The organism is Planktothrix tepida PCC 9214 (assembly GCF_900009145.1).
GTDB classification, from domain to species: Bacteria; Cyanobacteriota; Cyanobacteriia; order Cyanobacteriales; family Microcoleaceae; genus Planktothrix; species Planktothrix tepida.
The window spans coordinates 135,499-152,820 of the sequence record NZ_LN889796.1; the positions used below are offsets into that span (position 1 = coordinate 135,499).

Annotated in this window: 16 protein-coding genes; 13 read left to right on the forward strand and 3 right to left on the reverse strand. The window is 38.6% G+C overall.

Annotation, left to right across the window (positions count from 1 at the left end):
* Positions 1-99: 99 nt before the first annotated feature.
* A complete protein-coding gene (locus PL9214_RS11270; protein ID WP_072718912.1) occupies positions 100-1,560 on the reverse strand; it encodes a slr1306 family protein in 1,461 nt (486 codons plus the stop codon).
* 239 nt (positions 1,561-1,799) lie between these two features.
* On the opposite strand from PL9214_RS11270, the gene PL9214_RS11275 reads away from it, so the two are divergent.
* The 8 genes from PL9214_RS11275 to PL9214_RS11310 all read left to right on the forward strand — a co-directional run bounded on the left by PL9214_RS11275 (position 1,800) and on the right by PL9214_RS11310 (position 11,865).
* Positions 1,800-4,091, forward strand: coding sequence for a PAS domain-containing sensor histidine kinase (locus tag PL9214_RS11275; RefSeq protein WP_139295039.1), 2,292 nt, complete (start codon positions 1,800-1,802; stop codon positions 4,089-4,091).
* A gap of 121 nt (positions 4,092-4,212) precedes the next feature.
* Entirely contained in the window at positions 4,213-4,593 is a 381-nt protein-coding gene (locus tag PL9214_RS11280) for a response regulator (RefSeq protein WP_072718914.1), read from the forward strand.
* A 285-nt stretch (positions 4,594-4,878) separates the two neighbouring features.
* Positions 4,879-7,035, forward strand: a complete 2,157-nt coding sequence (gene ppk1, locus PL9214_RS11285) for a polyphosphate kinase 1 (RefSeq protein WP_072718915.1) — start codon at positions 4,879-4,881, stop codon at positions 7,033-7,035.
* 5 nt (positions 7,036-7,040) lie between these two features.
* On the forward strand, positions 7,041-7,496 hold the full coding sequence (locus tag PL9214_RS11290) for an EVE domain-containing protein (protein ID WP_072719121.1): 456 nt from the start codon (positions 7,041-7,043) through the stop codon (positions 7,494-7,496).
* A 105-nt stretch (positions 7,497-7,601) separates the two neighbouring features.
* Positions 7,602-10,040, forward strand: coding sequence for an endonuclease MutS2 (locus PL9214_RS11295; RefSeq protein WP_072718916.1), 2,439 nt, complete (start codon positions 7,602-7,604; stop codon positions 10,038-10,040).
* A gap of 104 nt (positions 10,041-10,144) precedes the next feature.
* Entirely contained in the window at positions 10,145-10,702 is a 558-nt protein-coding gene (locus tag PL9214_RS11300; protein WP_072718917.1) for a DUF3038 domain-containing protein, read from the forward strand.
* A 27-nt stretch (positions 10,703-10,729) separates the two neighbouring features.
* A complete protein-coding gene (locus PL9214_RS11305; RefSeq protein ID WP_439331534.1) occupies positions 10,730-11,404 on the forward strand; it encodes a DUF4335 domain-containing protein in 675 nt (224 codons plus the stop codon).
* Between the two features lie 116 nt (positions 11,405-11,520).
* Complete coding sequence (locus tag PL9214_RS11310; protein ID WP_072718919.1) at positions 11,521-11,865, forward strand: hypothetical protein; 345 nt, start codon at positions 11,521-11,523, stop codon at positions 11,863-11,865.
* Between the two features lie 4 nt (positions 11,866-11,869).
* Here the strand turns inward: PL9214_RS11310 and PL9214_RS11315 are convergent, their stop codons facing one another.
* Positions 11,870-12,322 carry a DUF29 domain-containing protein gene (locus tag PL9214_RS11315; protein ID WP_186440340.1) on the reverse strand — a complete coding sequence of 151 codons (453 nt, stop codon included), beginning with the start codon at positions 12,320-12,322 and terminating at the stop codon, positions 11,870-11,872.
* A 360-nt stretch (positions 12,323-12,682) separates the two neighbouring features.
* On the opposite strand from PL9214_RS11315, the gene PL9214_RS11320 reads away from it, so the two are divergent.
* The 4 genes from PL9214_RS11320 to mtnB all read left to right on the forward strand — a co-directional run bounded on the left by PL9214_RS11320 (position 12,683) and on the right by mtnB (position 15,993).
* Positions 12,683-13,228, forward strand: coding sequence for a helix-turn-helix transcriptional regulator (locus PL9214_RS11320; RefSeq protein ID WP_072718921.1), 546 nt, complete (start codon positions 12,683-12,685; stop codon positions 13,226-13,228).
* 172 nt (positions 13,229-13,400) lie between these two features.
* Positions 13,401-13,973, forward strand: a complete 573-nt coding sequence (locus PL9214_RS11325) for a 1,2-dihydroxy-3-keto-5-methylthiopentene dioxygenase (protein ID WP_072718922.1) — start codon at positions 13,401-13,403, stop codon at positions 13,971-13,973.
* 63 nt (positions 13,974-14,036) lie between these two features.
* Entirely contained in the window at positions 14,037-15,203 is a 1,167-nt protein-coding gene (locus PL9214_RS11330) for a RuBisCO large subunit C-terminal-like domain-containing protein (protein WP_072718923.1), read from the forward strand.
* 163 nt (positions 15,204-15,366) lie between these two features.
* Positions 15,367-15,993: a methylthioribulose 1-phosphate dehydratase gene (gene mtnB / locus PL9214_RS11340; RefSeq protein WP_072718925.1), complete on the forward strand. Its 627-nt coding sequence runs from the start codon at positions 15,367-15,369 to the stop codon at positions 15,991-15,993.
* Positions 15,994-16,070: 77 nt separating this feature from the next.
* Here mtnB and PL9214_RS11345 read toward each other — a convergent pair whose 3' ends face one another.
* A complete protein-coding gene (locus PL9214_RS11345; RefSeq protein WP_072718926.1) occupies positions 16,071-16,595 on the reverse strand; it encodes a GNAT family N-acetyltransferase in 525 nt (174 codons plus the stop codon).
* Between the two features lie 13 nt (positions 16,596-16,608).
* Between PL9214_RS11345 and PL9214_RS11350 the strand changes: the two genes are divergently transcribed.
* Positions 16,609-17,292, forward strand: a complete 684-nt coding sequence (locus PL9214_RS11350; protein WP_072718927.1) for an SOS response-associated peptidase — start codon at positions 16,609-16,611, stop codon at positions 17,290-17,292.
* Positions 17,293-17,322 lie beyond the last annotated feature (30 nt).

Genomic DNA, 17,322 nt, shown 5'->3' on the forward strand with positions numbered 1-17,322 from the left:
AGTGCGTTTCACAATTTCTAACTATAGCATAAACTCCAGAAATGTAAACCCAGTTCCCAAACTTTTTTTGAGGACTGGGGAACACAGAGGGGAAACAACCTAAGACACGGAGGATTCAACAGTTTGCTTGGGTTTGAATTGCACCGTAAAATAATTGATCGCCTGTGTCACAAAGGACTGTAATAAACTGGCTTGTTGATTTTGCTGAAAGACCGTTTGCAGGGTTTTCTTGAGGTTATCCCAATTCAGGCTTGGATTTTCAGGGGCTTCTAACTGGATATCCTGCGCTTGGAAATACTCAATTAAACTCAACCCAGCAATTCGGGTTAAATAAGCCGCGCTGACCCCCTGAACTAGGCTTCCGGCGATAAACGTCACGGTATTACTTTTCAACAATGAGGTTAAAGTTTGGGTGGAGATTTCCACAAACCCTAATTTCAACATCTGAGTGCTAATCGTCGTTGCAACTTCTTGACCTTGCTGAAGGGAGAATTTTTGTTGATAAATCGCCCCTAAATCCATGACTAATTGAGCATTAACCGCCGCCGTTGCTAACATATCTAAAGCTGGAACTGGATTCGCTACTGTTGCCGCCGCCGCAATCCATTGATATTGTTCAATCAAAGGTAACGCCTGTTCTCGACGTAATTGATTAACAATTTCTTTCGCCTCTTGTCGCAACCCTAATGCTTCCCGATAGGTTGTTGCTAATACTAAAGCTTGTTGTTCTTGACTGACAATAAAATCAAGGTGTTTTGTTAACAAATCCAGAATCGGTGATTGCGCTTCTAGCCATTCTTGAACGGTTCCATCCTCTTGATGTTGACGAACTTTCACCGGATTTGGAGACGCGGCGATCGCAATAATATCATCCGAGGATAACACCCCAGTTAATGTGGTTTTTAACTGTTGCAAAATTACAGGTTGATCACCGACTAAATATTGATCTTGCTTATTCCACACTAAAATAACTCGATGGTAATTTGCCACCAGTCCAGAAAGAATTTTAAATTCCGGGTCAGTTAAATCTCCCCCGGTCACAAACAAAACCACATCCGCAGTCGTTAAATTGGGGATAGGAGAATTGAGATCGGTTGCTGAAACTTCTGTCAAACTTAAAGTTTGAGACTGTTGAGTCAGCCAGTCCGACTGCAACCGTTGTAACAAAGCTGTTTTTCCCACGCCTTTGTTACCCACCAGGGCGATATTTAGGTTTGTTCGTTGCAGATGAGTCTTGAGTTGTTCTGTTTGCTGCTGTAGGGCTTCTAAACGGCTGTCCTGAGTTGCCGTTTCAGTGGCTAGACGTTGGATCAGAGCTTGGGTTTGGGCGATCGCTTTTTCCACTAAATCCTGATTTAACGATTCTGGAGGGGGCGACAATTGCAGAGGTTCTGTCCCTTGTTGCTTCCACCACCACAGTCCGGCGCTTCCTAACGCTAAACTAAACAGCATCATTTGTCCGAATTCGGACGCTGAATGCTGAAGACTTTGCAACAGCCACAGACCTAACGAAAGTCCAATCCCTCCCATTAAAATTGGGCGTTCCAATTTAACTGCCATCTCATCCTCCGCCAACGTCATCAAACCTTAGATTTTCAGTGGGGTTGGTTTGACATAAACCCTAATTTCTATGGTACTTCGACTGTGGCAAGTTGTGGAATTTTAGCTCAAGATTATTAGAATGGATCTGTTTGTCAGAATCCCAGATCTTAATAAATCAGGCTAAACCGATTGAGGAATAAATTAGACTCTGAGAAACCAGGAATTGATTTTGAACCTCTATGAACAGGGTCAAATTTATGATTACCTTATCGCCCGATTTATGTGCAACAGAATCCTCTATTTTAACCCTTCTCAGTATCAGCTTAGATTATCTAACAGATGCTTGCGTTTGGCTAACGAAAGAGGCTCGAATTCAAGGTTATAATACAGCCTTTAAAGAGTTGGTTTTAGACTGTAGAGAAAATCATTCCTTTGAATTCAATTCTCTTGTGGATCTTTCCTTAAATGATTGTCTGCCCTTCACCCAAAACGGAAAACCGATTTCAACATCAACTTATCTTAACCCAGAAATAGAAAAGGGCAATCATTGTCCCATCAATTATGAACTACAACGAGGAGAAGAACTATTTTTTTTAAGGATTTCAGGAAAGGTTTTAAATCTTCAGGGACAGGAAATCATAATTTTATGGATTCGTAAAGGATTAGTAGTTTTAGGACGGAATATTACTGAGAAAAAACAAGCAGAAGAAGCGTTAAAAGCACGAGAATCTCAATATCGAGATTTAGTCGAAACCGCAAATTGTATTATTTTGAGATGGGATGCAAAAGGTAATATTAAATTTCTAAATAATTATGGACAAAATTTTTTTGGATTCCAACTTGAAGAAATTATCGGTCAAAATGTAGTTGGAACAATTGTTCCTGAAACGGAAACATCAGGACGGGATTTACAGGCTTTAATGGATGATATTTGTCATCATCGTGAAAATTATAGTTTAAATGAAAATGAAAATAGTTGTAAACAGGGTGAACGCGCTTGGGTTGTTTGGTCAAATCGACCAATTTTTAATGCCAAAGGTGAACTGATAGAAATTTTGTCCGTTGGAACCGACGCGACGGAACGGCGACAAGCTCAAGATGCTCTTAAACATTCTCTATCCTTACAACAAGCGACTTTTGAATCAATTCAAGAGGGAGTTTTAGCGGTTGATAATCAAGGTAATATTATTACCTATAATCGCCATTTTTTAGAAATGTGGTCAATTCATCCTGAGCTTTTTCAGGAACCCAATCATTATAAAAGAGTACAATATTTAGCGAATCAAGTTAAAGATTCAGAGATTTTTTTTCAACAGGTTAAGGAGTTATATTCTCAACCAGAACAAGATAGTTATGATTTATTAGAATTAAAGGATGGTCGCGTTTTTGAACGTTACTCTTGTCCTCAAAAGTTGGGTCAAACGATTATTGGTCGAGTTTGGTGTTTTCGAGATATTACTGATCAAAAACGAGCCGAAGCGGATTTAAAAGCTAGTGAAGAAAAATTTAGACGAATTGTTGAAACGGCTCATGATATAATTTATTTAATGAATGCCGAAGGAATATTATTATATATCGCGCCTAATTTATTAACATTAACTGGCTATTTCCCTCATGAACTTGAAGGACAACTCTTTACACTCTTTATCCATCCACAGGATATATCGAAAACTTTTACTGTCTTTCAAACGGTCATTACAAGCGGAAAACAAGAATTCGATATTGAATTTCGGGTTAAACATCAAGATGGAACCTGGAATTGGTATAGTTCAAATTGGTCTGTTTCTCAAGATGCTCAGGGAGATCAATTAGTGGTCGGGGTTTCCCGAAATATTAATGAACGTCGCCGTTTAGAAAATGAATTTATCTCTTTAGTCAGTCATGAATTAAGAACTCCATTAACTTCTTTAGTGGGGGGATTAGATTTATTAGCATCGGGACAGTTAGGACTGCTAACAGAACAAGGGAAAAATTTATTAAGCATTGCGATTAATAATACAGAACGATTAATTCGACTGGTGAATAATATTCTGGATTTAGAACGAATGAAATCGGGTAAAATTTCCTTACAAAAGGTTTACTGTAATTTAGCAGATTTAATGATTAAAGCTCAAGAAGCAATGCAAGTCATAGCAGATCAATCTCAAATTAAATTTGAGGTTGATCCGTTTGATTTTTATCTGTGGGTAGATCCAGATCGCATCGTTCAAATTTTAACAAATTTATTAAGTAATGCCATTAAATTTTCTGAACCGAAACAGAAGGTTTGGATGAGCGCACAAGTGGTAAAATTAAAGGAAAATGGCTCACAAATTTCTTACATTTGTTTGCAAGTTAAAGATCAGGGTCGAGGAATTCCTACTGATAAACTAGAAATCATTTTTGAGCGCTTTGAACAAGTGGATGCTTCTGATTCTCGAACCAAGAACGGGACAGGTTTAGGATTAGCAATTTGTCGCCTGATGGTTGAACAACATCAAGGAAAAATTTGGGCTGAAAGTCATTTAGGACAGGGAAGTATATTTTATGTGATGCTTCCTATCTGTTAAACTCACTCCTAGAATTAACTCTAAACAAATTCTCGATATTTTCTCGATTTTGAGTTAAAATATGGAGTTAACTCTGTCACCAATAAGGACGCAAACTAATCAGATTACAGGGATAAATGTTATGCTGAACAAACAAATTTTAATTGTAGATGATGAACCCGATGTCCGGGCGATCGCTAAATTAGGATTAGAACTAGGGGCAGGTTGGCAGGTGATTACGGCTTGTTGTGGCGAAGAAGCATTAAGCCTTGCTGCTAACCATCAACCCGATGCTATTTTATTAGATATGATGATGCCTGATATGGATGGCAGGGTGACACTAGAATATTTAAAATCTAATCCCCATACCCAAAATATTCCGGTGATTTTAGTGACCGCAAAAGCTCAACAGTGGGAACGAGAAAATTTTTCAGGAATGGAGGTAGCGGCTGTATTTGCAAAACCTTTTCGACCCTTAAAATTAGCCGAACAAATTAGTCAAGCTTTGAATTGGCTGAACTAGCATTGATAAAATAGTGGGGATGAATTTTAAGTTGTAATATCTTCCTAAATTTAAACATTTATTAACCAGAATCTAACCTAGATGGATCTGGTTTTCTCAAGTCAACTTCATGTTTCCCCCTTTTTACCCTCAGAACTGACGTACTAACCCCAAAAAACTGAGCTTTTTATTCTCTTCCTGAATCTGCCATCACTTCATTCTCTTAAAAAACTGGGTTTTTGCGACGGTTCTGACCCTAAAGAATTACAATAAAGGTTAGGTTTACCCGATCTGAAATCTTCAATTATGTCCAAATCTAAAAAAACCGAGCCAAAAATTACCAAAGACATCAATCTTAAAGCTCCTCAATATTATCTCAGCCGAGAACTGAGTTGGTTAGAGTTTAACCGTCGCGTTTTAGCAGAAGCTTTAGATCCTCGAACACCTTTGTTAGAACGACTGAAATTTTTAGCGATTTTTAGTTCTAATTTAGATGAATTTTTTATGGTGCGCGTTGCTGGAATTAAGCGACAAATTGAAGCTCAAGTGAATAAAGTTACTCCCGATGGTCGGACACCCCAACAACAACTCAATGCCATTCATGAACGGTTGTTACCGATGGTCACGGAACAGCATCAATATTTTGAACAACAGATTAAATCCGAATTAACTAAAAATGGAATCCACTTATTAAATTATATTGATCTCAATCAAGAACAACGAACCTATTTACAGCGTTATTTTGAAGAGGGAATTTTCCCGGTTTTAACGCCCTTAGCCATCGACCGCAGCCATCCCTTTCCCTATTTATCAAATCTGAGTTTAAATTTAGCGGTTGTTCTCAAAAATCCCGAAACCAAAGAAGAATTATTTGCGCGGGTGAAAGTACCGAGTTCTTTTCCGCGATTTATTTCCTTACCTAAAGAATTACGAGGACAAGCCAATGGGGAATTTGCGGCTTGGATTGGGGTTCCCATTGGTCAAGTAATTGCCCATAATTTAGAATCGTTATTTCCCGGAATGGATATTCAAGATTATTACATTTTTAGGATTACACGGGATGCTGATTTAGCGGTTCAAGAAGATGAAGCGGATGATTTATTATTAGCCATTGAACAAGAATTGCGAAAACGCCGCGTTGGAGGATCTGTTGTTCGTCTGGAAATTAATAGTTCAATGCCCGATTATTTACGCAGTTTATTAGCCGATGAATTAGAATTAGAATCAGAAGATATTTATACGGTAGATGGGTTAATGGGACTCCGGGATTTAATGTTTTTTCTCAGTTTACCCTTACCCGAATTAAAAGATAAACCTTGGAGTGCGGTTTTACCGCGTTGGATGAAGGATAGTGAAGATATTATTCCAACGACATCAGGAGAAGATGAAAAAGATATTTTTGCGATTTTACGACAAAAAGATGTCTTAGTGCATCACCCGTATCAATCGTTTTCGGCAACAGTTCAACAGTTTATTAATCAAGCTGCCCATGATCCGAATGTCTTAGCGATTAAAATGACTTTATATCGTACTTCCGGGGATTCTCCGATTATCACGGCTTTAATTGATGCGGCAGAAAATGGAAAACAGGTTGCGGTTTTAGTCGAAATTAAAGCTCGATTTGATGAAGAAAATAATATTCAATGGGCGAAAAAACTAGAACAAACGGGGGTTCATGTTGTTTATGGATTAGTCGGACTAAAAACCCATACTAAAGTTGTGATGGTCGTGCGTCAGGAAGCGGACGGAATTCGCCGTTATGTTCATATTGGAACCGGAAACTATAATTATAAAACAGCTAAACTGTATACCGATTTAGGATTATTAAGTGCCCGACCTGAACTGGGAGCAGATTTAACAGATTTATTCAATTTTTTAACCGGATATTCCCGTCAACAATCCTATCGGAAATTGTTGGTTGCGCCTGTGAATATGCGACAACGATTTTTAGACTTAATTGATCGAGAAACCGAACACGCTCATCAAGGTAAAACAGGTCGAATCGTTGCTAAAATGAATTCCTTAGTTGACCCGGAAATTATTGAAGCTTTATATGCAGCTTCTCAAGCGGGGGTGGGGATTGATTTAATTGTCCGAGGAATGTGTAGTTTGCGTCCCGGTTTAGAAGGAATTAGTGATAATATTAAGGTGATTAGTATTATTGGACGATTCCTAGAACATTCTCGGATTTTCTATTTTAATAATGGCGGACAGGAGGAGGTTTATATTGGTTCAGCCGACTGGATGCCCCGCAACTTAAATCGCCGCGTTGAAGCGATAACTCCCATTCAAGATCCTGATATTGCTAAAGAGTTAGAAGAGATTTTAGGAATTATGTTATCCGATAATCGTAAAGCTTGGGATTTACAACCTGATGGTCAATATATTCAACGTCGTCCTGCTGAAAATGCTCCCGAATTATGCGCCCATGATATTTTAATGGAGACGGCTTTAAAAAGTTAAGGATGATGAATTATTGGTTACTGAAATCTGAACCGGATGTTTATAGTATTGAGGATTTAAAACGCGATCACATTTCCCTCTGGGATGGGGTTAGAAATTACCAAGCGCGAAATTTCCTTAAAGAAATGCAAATTGGGGATCTGGCGTTTTTTTATCATTCTAATACTAAACTTCCCGGAATTGTGGGACTCGCTAAAATTATTGAAAATCATCTGATTGATCCCACTCAATTTGATGCTCAGAGTCCCTATTTTGACCCGAAAGCTATGCCCAATTCTCCGAGATGGTATACGGTGAAAGTTGAATTTGTGGAGCAATTTCAGCGTATGATTAGTTTAAATACCCTGAAACAAACCTTTAATTCTGAAGAATTTGGCGTTGTAAAACGGGGAAATCGTTTATCCGTCATCCCAGTTTTACCCGCCGTTGCAGAAAGAATTTTAAGGTTAAAATCATCGTGATTTCCGCCTTTCCACCCTATCTCTTCCTAGGGAGGATTGAAGAAAATTCCCAAATCAGTTACAATGATGTAGTATGTCAACATTACACTTTTAAATTTTGAGGCATTGATTCAAACAGAAACCCTAGATCTATTAGAATGGGAACGGTTATGTCGCCATTTATCCACCTTTACGGCGACAAAACTCGGTGCTGTGGCGGCGCAGCATTTACAGATTCCCACGACTGTACACCAAACCCTGCAACTGTTAGCTCAAACTAAAGAAGCTTACACCTTAGAACTGCGACAAACGGGTTTAAAATTTGAAGGAATTGAAGACATTGGCGTTTATTTAGAACGGGTAGAACGCCTAGGAATGTTATCAGGAAATGAACTGCTTAATATTGCAACGACTTTAGCAGGTGCAAGGCAGTTAAGACGTAGTATTGATAACCAATCTGATATTCCTATTTTAACAGACTTAATCTCAGAATTGCGAACCTATCCTGAATTAGAACAGGAGATTCATCGCTGTATTGATGAACGGGGAGATGTTGCCGATCGCGCCAGCCCTAAATTAGGAGAAATTCGGGGACGGTTACGCAGTCTTCGAGATCGAATTTATGGGATTCTACAAAATATTATTCAACGAAAATCTAATGCAGTTCAAGAACAATTAATTACCCAACGGAGCGATCGCTTTGTTATCCCTGTAAAAGCGTCTCAAAAAGATGCAATTCCAGGGATTGTTCATGATAGCTCAACCACCGGTTCAACCCTCTATATTGAACCGAAAGCCACCATTGATCTCAATAATCAACTCCGACAAATTCAACGGCAAGAAAAAGCCGAAGAAGAAATTATTTTACAAGCTTTAAGCGAACAAGTTGGAGCGGTTAAACCTGATTTAGAACGATTATTAATCATTGTCACTACTTTGGATTTAGCCGTTGCTAAAGCTCGTTATAGCCTGTGGTTAGAAGCGAATCCCCCCAAATTTATTGATGTAGAATCCTCAGAAGAGGCAACTTCAAATCCTATTAACCTCCGACAACTTCGCCATCCTTTATTAGTGTGGCAACAGCAACAGGAACAAGGCTTCCCTGTTATTCCCATTGATGTTTTAATTCATCCCAAAATTCGAGTTGTAGCCATTACTGGCCCTAATACCGGGGGTAAAACGGTTACTTTAAAAACTATTGGATTAGCAGCATTAATGGCAAAGGTGGGGTTATTTATTCCGGCGAGAGAACCCGTAGAATTACCTTGGTTTGAGCAGGTTTTAGCTGATATTGGAGATGAACAATCCATTGAGCAAAGTTTATCGACATTTTCCGGTCATATTCGCAGGATTAGTCGGATTTTAGCAGCTATTAATTCTCAAGGTGAGACGGAAGAAAAGACTCGATCTTCGAGTTTAATTCTATTAGATGAAGTGGGGGCAGGAACCGATCCAACGGAAGGCAGTGCTTTAGCGATCGCCCTTTTACAATATTTAGCGGATCATAGCTTATTAACTATTGCCACCACTCACTTTGGCGAACTGAAATCGTTAAAATATGAAGATGAACGGTTTGAAAATGCCTCCGTTGAATTTGATGAACAATCCTTACAACCCACCTATCGATTATTATGGGGAATTCCAGGGCGTTCTAATGCGTTAACCATTGCCAAACGTTTAGGATTAAACTCAGAAATTGTCGAACAAGCGGCGAGTTATGTCGGGGAAAGTTCCGAGGAAGTTAATCAAGTTATTGCGGGGTTAGAAGCCCAACGTCGTCAACAGGAAACCAAAGCTAAAGCCGCTAGTCAGTTATTAAAAGATACAGAACGTTTGCATCAGGAATTAGCCCAAAAAGCAGCCGCATTAAAACAAAGAGAACGGGAGTTAAAGCAAGTTCAAGAACAGGCAATTCAAGACACTTTAATTCAAGCTAAATCAGAAATTGCTAAAGTGATTCGGCGCTTACAACAAGGAACCCCAACGGGTCAAGATACCACCCAAGCAACGGAGGCTTTAAATCAAATTGCTCAACAGTATTTACCCTCTCGAAAAGAACCCCCTAAACCGCCGCCAGAGTTTAAACCGAAAGTCGGAGATCGGATTAGAATTCCCCGGTTTGGTCAAACGGCTGAGGTGTTAAGTGAACCGACTTCTGATGGTGAAATTACCGTGCGTTTTGGCATCATGAAAATGACTGTAGGGTTAGCCGAAATTGAGTCCTTAGAAGGCTTAAAACCGACTATTCCTAAACTTCCAGAACGGAAAAAAGAACCCACTCCTGAAAAGGAACAAAAACCAGAACAACCTATTGTTAGAACGTCTAAAAATACAATTGATCTTCGAGGAAAACGTACCTCGGAAGCCGAAATTGAACTAGATCGAATGTTGGGTCAAATTCATGATTTTGGAGCAATTTGGATTATTCATGGAAAAGGAACCGGACAACTGAGAAAGGGAGTTCATGAATTTTTGACCAACCATCCGTTAGTGGAACGATTTGAATTAGCTCCACAAAATGATGGGGGAATAGGTGTTACAATTGCTTATTTAGTAAATCGCTAATTTTTGGGTTTAACCACTAAACCCCTGTAGAGACGCGCCATGGCGCGTCTCTACGGCGACCCTTTCATTAAAAGAGGTTGTTGTACAATTCTTTCCCTGAGTCCATGCTAAATTCTGATGCTAATGATGAGCAAAAATCAAACCCAAATAGAGACGATTTAAACCTTGATCCCCAACCCGAACAATGGGGTGAAATTACGGTTAAAATTCAGTTATTATTATTAGCCATTGAAGCCTTAACCGGAATAGCTTTAGAAACGATTTTACAAGTCGGAACTCTGCTAAAAATAGAGGCTTTTGTTCCTGATCAAATTCAATTATTACAAAAACATTCAGAACAAAATCCTCTATCTATTGAAGAAATGCGATCGCTGGTTCTGATTATTTGTTATATTGCTCAACAGGATCAAGTGTTAATTCGCCGTGCATTAGGGTTAGTGGAACAAATGGCACATCAAAAAACAGAATTTCGTCAAGTCACCTTGCTGCGGGACTATTTAGATACCTTTAAGGACAGTTATCAACAATGGATGACCTCAAACCCTAAAACCCCCTTAGACCTTGATACCCTAGCCATTAAATTACTGATTGATTTATTATTTTATAGTAAACCCGATAGCCATGAACAATTATGGTTAACATTGATAGAGTCGCCAGTCTAGTTTATCCTTAATGGTTAAGATATTATGATGATTATTCGACGCTATACCCCCCCAACTTGTACCTTGGAAGTTCAGGCGAAACGTTCTTTTCTATCTCGTCTGAAACAACAACCGATTTTAGAACAGTTTAAATTCAAACTTTGCTTTGATGATCCGCGTTTACCCGATGCCGATCATATTACCATTGAAGGCGATCGCACCCAACTAGAAACCCTCTATACAGTTATTAAAAATTATATTCAAAATTTTCTTAATTTTTCTCCCAAATCTACTCATCAATCTGAAACTTTATCCCTTAATTATTCCACTGAAAATACCCCAGCTTATGTAATTTTTGACGGCGAACCTTCAGAAATTACCATTAAACCCGATGGCTTATTATATCATAATTTATTTTTAGGTAATTTATCCGATAATTCTGCCCAATCTTTAGTTCATTTAAGCGTTTTACAACTCTTTGATCTCGCCACCGCCTTAGACGAATATGCAACGGAAGCCGAACAATTACCGAATCTAAAATCCTTAGAAAAAACCACACCGGAATGGTTCAAAACGATTTTATTTATTATCATTTCTATTGGTTGTTTAACAGGTTTAATTAAACTGATTAATCTCTATCGCCAACCCCAAACTCAAACCGCCACCCAACCGTCCCAAACCGTTCAAATTCCGCCCCCTAATNCATTGAATTACCCACTTTAAAAAATGCACAAACCCCGATTATTTTAGAAGTTCCTTCTCCTGAAAAAACGGCTGAAAAACCGTCAAATCTTTCTGCTGAAAATTCTAATACTGATGAAGAAAATTATTTAGCTCAATTGAATAAACGTCCGCAAACAATTGCAGCAACTCGTCAACAAGATACCACCCTATTTGATCAAATTCCGCAAGTAGCAGAAGTTAGAAACTATTTCCAAAATATTTGGTATCCTCCTAAAAACTTAAAACGCACGTTACAATATAGTTTAACCCTTAATTCCGATGGTTCTTTGCAAAGTATTAACCCGGTGGGTCAACCTGCGGTTAATCGTCAAAAACAACTGGATTTCCCAGAAATAGGGAAACCTTTTGTGTCTCCTTTGGAGTCAGGAAAAACTCCTAAAATTCGGTTAGTTTTACAGCCGGATGGGAGTGTTCAAGCATTTTTAGAATCCTTGAATTAGGGTTTTATAGGGGTGTTTCCCAAAATTTCCCCGTTAATAAACTGTCTACATCCTGGGGAAACGGACAAACATCAGGAAATTCTGCATCATATTCAATTCTCATATTTTCCAAAGCTTCCTGATAGCAATCAAGATAAATTTCTTGTAAATAATTCCTCAAACTCGGTGAATCCTTTAACTGTTTTTTAATATCCTGTTGCGTTCGAGAAATAGTTACTTCCCAACCTCGATAACAATCGGGTAACGGAACATAACACCGTTTCAAAGCGTGTTCAAACAACGTTGTTAACCGACTTTCTAATTCTCGTTTATCCCGCTTCCCCAAAGATTCAATCTCCTCAATTAAATTGTCCCAATCTAAGTTTTCAATATTTCGAGATTTTAACTGATTAACGGTATCTTCAATCCACAGTGCAAAATCAATATCATAAAGTGTTTTTAAGGAAGTTTGGGTCATGATGATAACCTACATCTTAATCATAATTTAATTTTAACGCAGTTGAAATGCGATCGCCTGTTGTTGGGCTTTAGCCTATCTTTTTAGGGGCTAAAGCCCAACAACAAACTGTTTTCTTGTTAGCAATACTTTAATCAGGCTCCGCCTGCTGTTTATCGGAGGCGGAGCCTCCTGAATATGGTTCCCAGGTAGAACCAGGGAACTAGACAAAACCGGGCAAAATTATTCACTCCATCGCAGTTATAATAAGTTGTCACTTGACAATTTAAACACAATAAACTATAATTTATACAAGCTCAAACTTTTATGTCTAGGAAAAAACATCCTAAACCAGATATTGAAGAAGAGGAGAATTAACAAATGCCAAAATATGATTTTATTTTAACCTTTAATCTTCCCGATACTCCGGTCAATCTCGATCATTATTTAGAGACTTTAGCAATAGAAGGTTGTGATGATGCCTTAATTGGAATTGGGAAAAAGGGGAGAATTGCTCTCAACTTTATCCGAGAATCTTCATCAGCAACAGAAGCGGTTTATAGTGCAATTCGGGATGTTAAACGGGCTATTCCCCAGGCAGTTTTGATTGAAGTTAGCCCAGATTTTGTGAGTTTAACTGAGGTTGCTAAATTGCTTGGATGTACGCGGCAAAATATTCGTAATTTAATGATGAAGGATGAACTCAAATCTCCACAGCCTATCTATGGGGGAACTCCTTCAATCTGGCACTTATCCGATATATTGCACTGGTTATGTAACGAGAAAAATTACCGAAATAGAATTAAGCCGAATTTATTAGAATTATCTAAGGTTAATAAAGATTTGAATATTGCTAGGGAGTGGGAAACAGTTAATTCTGAAGAAAAGCAAAAAATGATTAAATTGTTTAGCCAAATTTCTGCTTAAGGTGGCGGAGCCTCCTGAACAGGGTTCTGTGGTAAAACTAGGGAACCAGGCAAAATTATCGAAGTTGTTGGGCTTCAGCCTATCTTTCTAGGGACTCAAGCCCAACAACCATAATTTTTTTGCTAGTATAATAGTTTATGATTAAAAACAATTCATACTGCGGAGGTGAAGCATGGCAGTTTTACAATTAGAAGACGGAACAACCTACACCCAACTCGATGAAATTCAACGAGAATTAGCTTGTTTGAATATTCATTTAAACCATTGGTCTGTGGGAACCGATGCTCAAGTCGTAGAATTAGTCAATCAACCTGCATTAAACGATGAAGAAAAAGAAGATGTTTTGCAAGGACTAGATCAATATTTTGAAGAATTAAAACAAAAAGTAGGTTATCAATCTCGTGATTTAATTGTGCTTAACCCGGATACTCCTAACCTAGAAACCTTATTAGCAAAATTTGAACAATGTCATATTCATGCGGATGATGAAGTGCGTTATATTATTGATGGAGAAGGAGTTTTTGGCTTTGTCCGTCCCGATGGAAGTCAAGTAGAATTAACCGTTGAAGCGGAAGAATATATTAACGTTCCTGCAAATACAGAACATTGGTTTTACTTAACAGAAACTCGGCGGATTAAAGCTGTTCGTTATTTTACTACAACAAAAGGTTGGACTCCTGAATATACCGATACAGAAATTAGAATTTTTTCCAGAAGACCGAAAAAAACCTTAGCTTTGAATTAATTTGTAGAGACGTTGCATGCAACGTCTCTACTGCAATGATAATAATTGCCAAAATAGAAAACCATGACCATTGAAGTAGATTATCGTTTTCCTCCTAATATTGATGCGTTTCGTCAGGCGAAAGTGATTGCTATTGGACAAACCGCAGGAACCTGGGACGAAAGATTTAGCCATCGAGAAGATAGTTTGCGATCGCATTTAGCCGAAGTCATTAACGTTAAAACCGATGAACAAGGTTATAATATTGCAACGGTTCGATTTCCTGAAATTAACGTTGAAAATGATATTTCCAGCTTGTTAACCATGATTTTTGGTAAATATTCAATGGCTGGAGTTGGTAAAATAGTTGCGGTTAGACTCGATAATAATTATGGTCAGTTGCCTAAATTTGGGATAACCGGAATTCGTCAACAATTAAATGTTGTTGATCGTCCTTTAATTATGGCAATCTTTAAACCCGCTTTAGGACTATCAGCTACAGATCATGCGACTATTTTAGAACAAGTGGCAACGGCGGGATTAGATATTATTAAAGATGATGAAATTATGGGGGATTTAGACACAGCCCCCACCCTAGAACGGTTAAGAGCTTGTCGCCCAATTTTAGACCAAATTAAACAAGAAACCGGACGCACGGTTTTGTATGCTATTAATGTTACTGGAAACGCCCAAACCCTATTAGAAAAAGCTCGAATTCTGGTTCAAGAAGGGGCAAATGCTTTGTTATTAAATGTTCTCACCTACGGTTTTTCGGTCTTAGAAGCCCTTGCCGCCGATCCAGAGGTAAATGTTCCCATTTTCGCCCATCCTGCCTTGGCGGGGGCGTTATGTGCCTCTGGTGATACGGGTTTTTCCTATTCCGTCGTCCTCGGAACATTGATGGCCCATGCTGGGGCGGATGCGGTGTTATATCCGGCCCATTATGGCAGTTTACCCTTTGATCCAATCGAAGAACAGAAAATTAGGGATATTTTGCGATCGCGCAACGTTTTTCCGGTTCCCTCGGCGGGAATTCACCCCGGAATTGTCCCCCAAGCACTCAACGATTATGGCCAAGATGTGATTCTCAATGCGGGAACGGGAATTATGGATCATCCCGATGGCCCCTCTGCGGGGGTTCAAGCGTTCTTTCAAGCGTTAGATTATTATCAGGCTGATCAATCTTTCAATTGGGAAACCTTACCCGACAGTGCCCTGCGTCGCGCCTTAGAAAAATTTAACCAATCGTAATCCCTTATAGGGGCAGGTTGAAAACCCTATGATTTGATCAATAATAAAATACAGAACCCAACCCCTCCCTAAGTCAGGATAATTCATCAATTGTCCCGACTGATAACTGATAACTGATAACTGATAACTGATAACTGATAACTGATAACTGATAACTGATTTCATGAACGATCCACGTCAAGCTTTAATTCATGCGTCTCGCCAATTTTATCAACTGGGTTGGATGGCGGGAACGGCTGGAAATCTTTCGGCTAAAATGCCCGATAATAGTTTTTGGATTACCGCCAGTGGTAAACAAAAAGGTAAATTAGTTGTAGAAGATTTTGTGAGAATTTCTTTAACGGGAGAAGTCTTAGAAAATCCCTCTCCTCAGAATAAACCTTCCGCAGAAACCAGTATTCATCAAGCGATTTATTCTTTATTTCCTGAAGCCAATGCTTGTTATCATGTTCATTCGGTGGAAGCAAAATTAGTATCCAATTTTATTGATCATGAACAACTGCCTTTACCTCCCATTGAAATGTTAAAAGGGTTAGGGATTTGGGAAGAAAACCCTAAAGTTTATATGCCTGTTTTTGAGAATTATTTAGAAGTTCCTCGCATTGCAGAAAATATTATTCAACGGTTTAAGAATACGACTCCTGATGTACCCGCATTATTAATTAGAAATCACGGAGTAACGGTTTGGGCTGCTTCTCCAGAAGCCGCCGAAAACCATGTTGAACTAGCTGAATATATCTTTCGTTATATTGTCGCAGCCCGTCAAGCTGGATTGAATTTTCAACATTGATTAATCTCAAGGGTTTGGTTTGTAAACACTATATACGAGTAGCAAAAACTGTCTTTTACAAAGACAAATGCTCAAACCTATCTATAGGGCGAACTTTGTTTCTTTCTGTTCCCCGTTCCCTGTTCCCTTCTATACATAAAAATAACCGGAATTTTCAATAAAATTTTTGCCCAATTGGAAATGCCAAATTTGGGTTTAATAGAAGTGGGTAAAGCCGAAAAATCGACGGGAATAAACCCAAAACGAGTATAGAAATTAGCCAAGTTTTGTCCTAGACATTCCAAATAAAGAGGTTTTGTAGATTCTTGAATTAAATGTTCCACTAAAATAGCCCCTAAACCTTTTCCTCGCCAAGCTCGACTAACCACCAAACTCCCCAATTCTTCAACATCACTAAACTGTCGCAGTTGTCCACAAGCTATAATTTGTTTATGGGATTCTATCACCCAAAATTGTTGCCAGCGTAATTGAGTTGGATCAAGCATATCCTTTAATACTAACCACAAAATTTTCAGGCTATCTTGGGGGGTTGCTGGACGTAAAACACAACCATCCGGTAAGTCAATATTGAGGGAATTTCGGTTAATTTTTTCAGATGTCATAGAGGATTTTATTATGTGTGGACGTTTTAGTTTAGTCTGTTCAAAAACAGCGATCGCTCAAACCTTTAATGTATCATCGGTTCCTGATTTTATCCCTCAATATAACATTGCTCCAGCCCAAACCATTGCTACCATTAGACAGGATTTAGAACAGCAAGAACGACAGTTTCAACTCATGCACTGGGGGTTAATTCCTCATTGGGCAAAAGATGAAAAGATTGGATACAAACTCATCAATGCTAGGGTAGAAACCGTTACAGAAAAACCAGCATTTCGGCAAGCAATTCGTTCTCAAAGATGTTTGATTTTAGCGGATGGGTTCTATGAATGGCAACATCAAGGTAAAACCAAACAACCTTATTATTTTCAGTTAGAGAATCATCAACCCTTTGGATTTGCGGGATTATGGGAACGTTGGAACAATCCTAACGGAGAAGAAAATGTTTCTTGTACAATTTTAACCCAAGCTGCTAACGAAACAGTTCGTCTTGTTCATGAACGAATGCCGATTATTTTATCTCCTACCGTTTATTCTCAATGGCTTGATCCTACTCTCAAAGATTCTGAAACTATTTTATCCTTGGTTCAACACAATCCTAACTTAAGGGTTTATCCGGTGAGTTCTAAAGTTAATCGTGCAACCTATAATCAACCGGACTGTATTTTACCCCTTGATGAAGCCGTTGAAATATTGTGATATTTCTGATTTTTATATCCCCGATTCTTT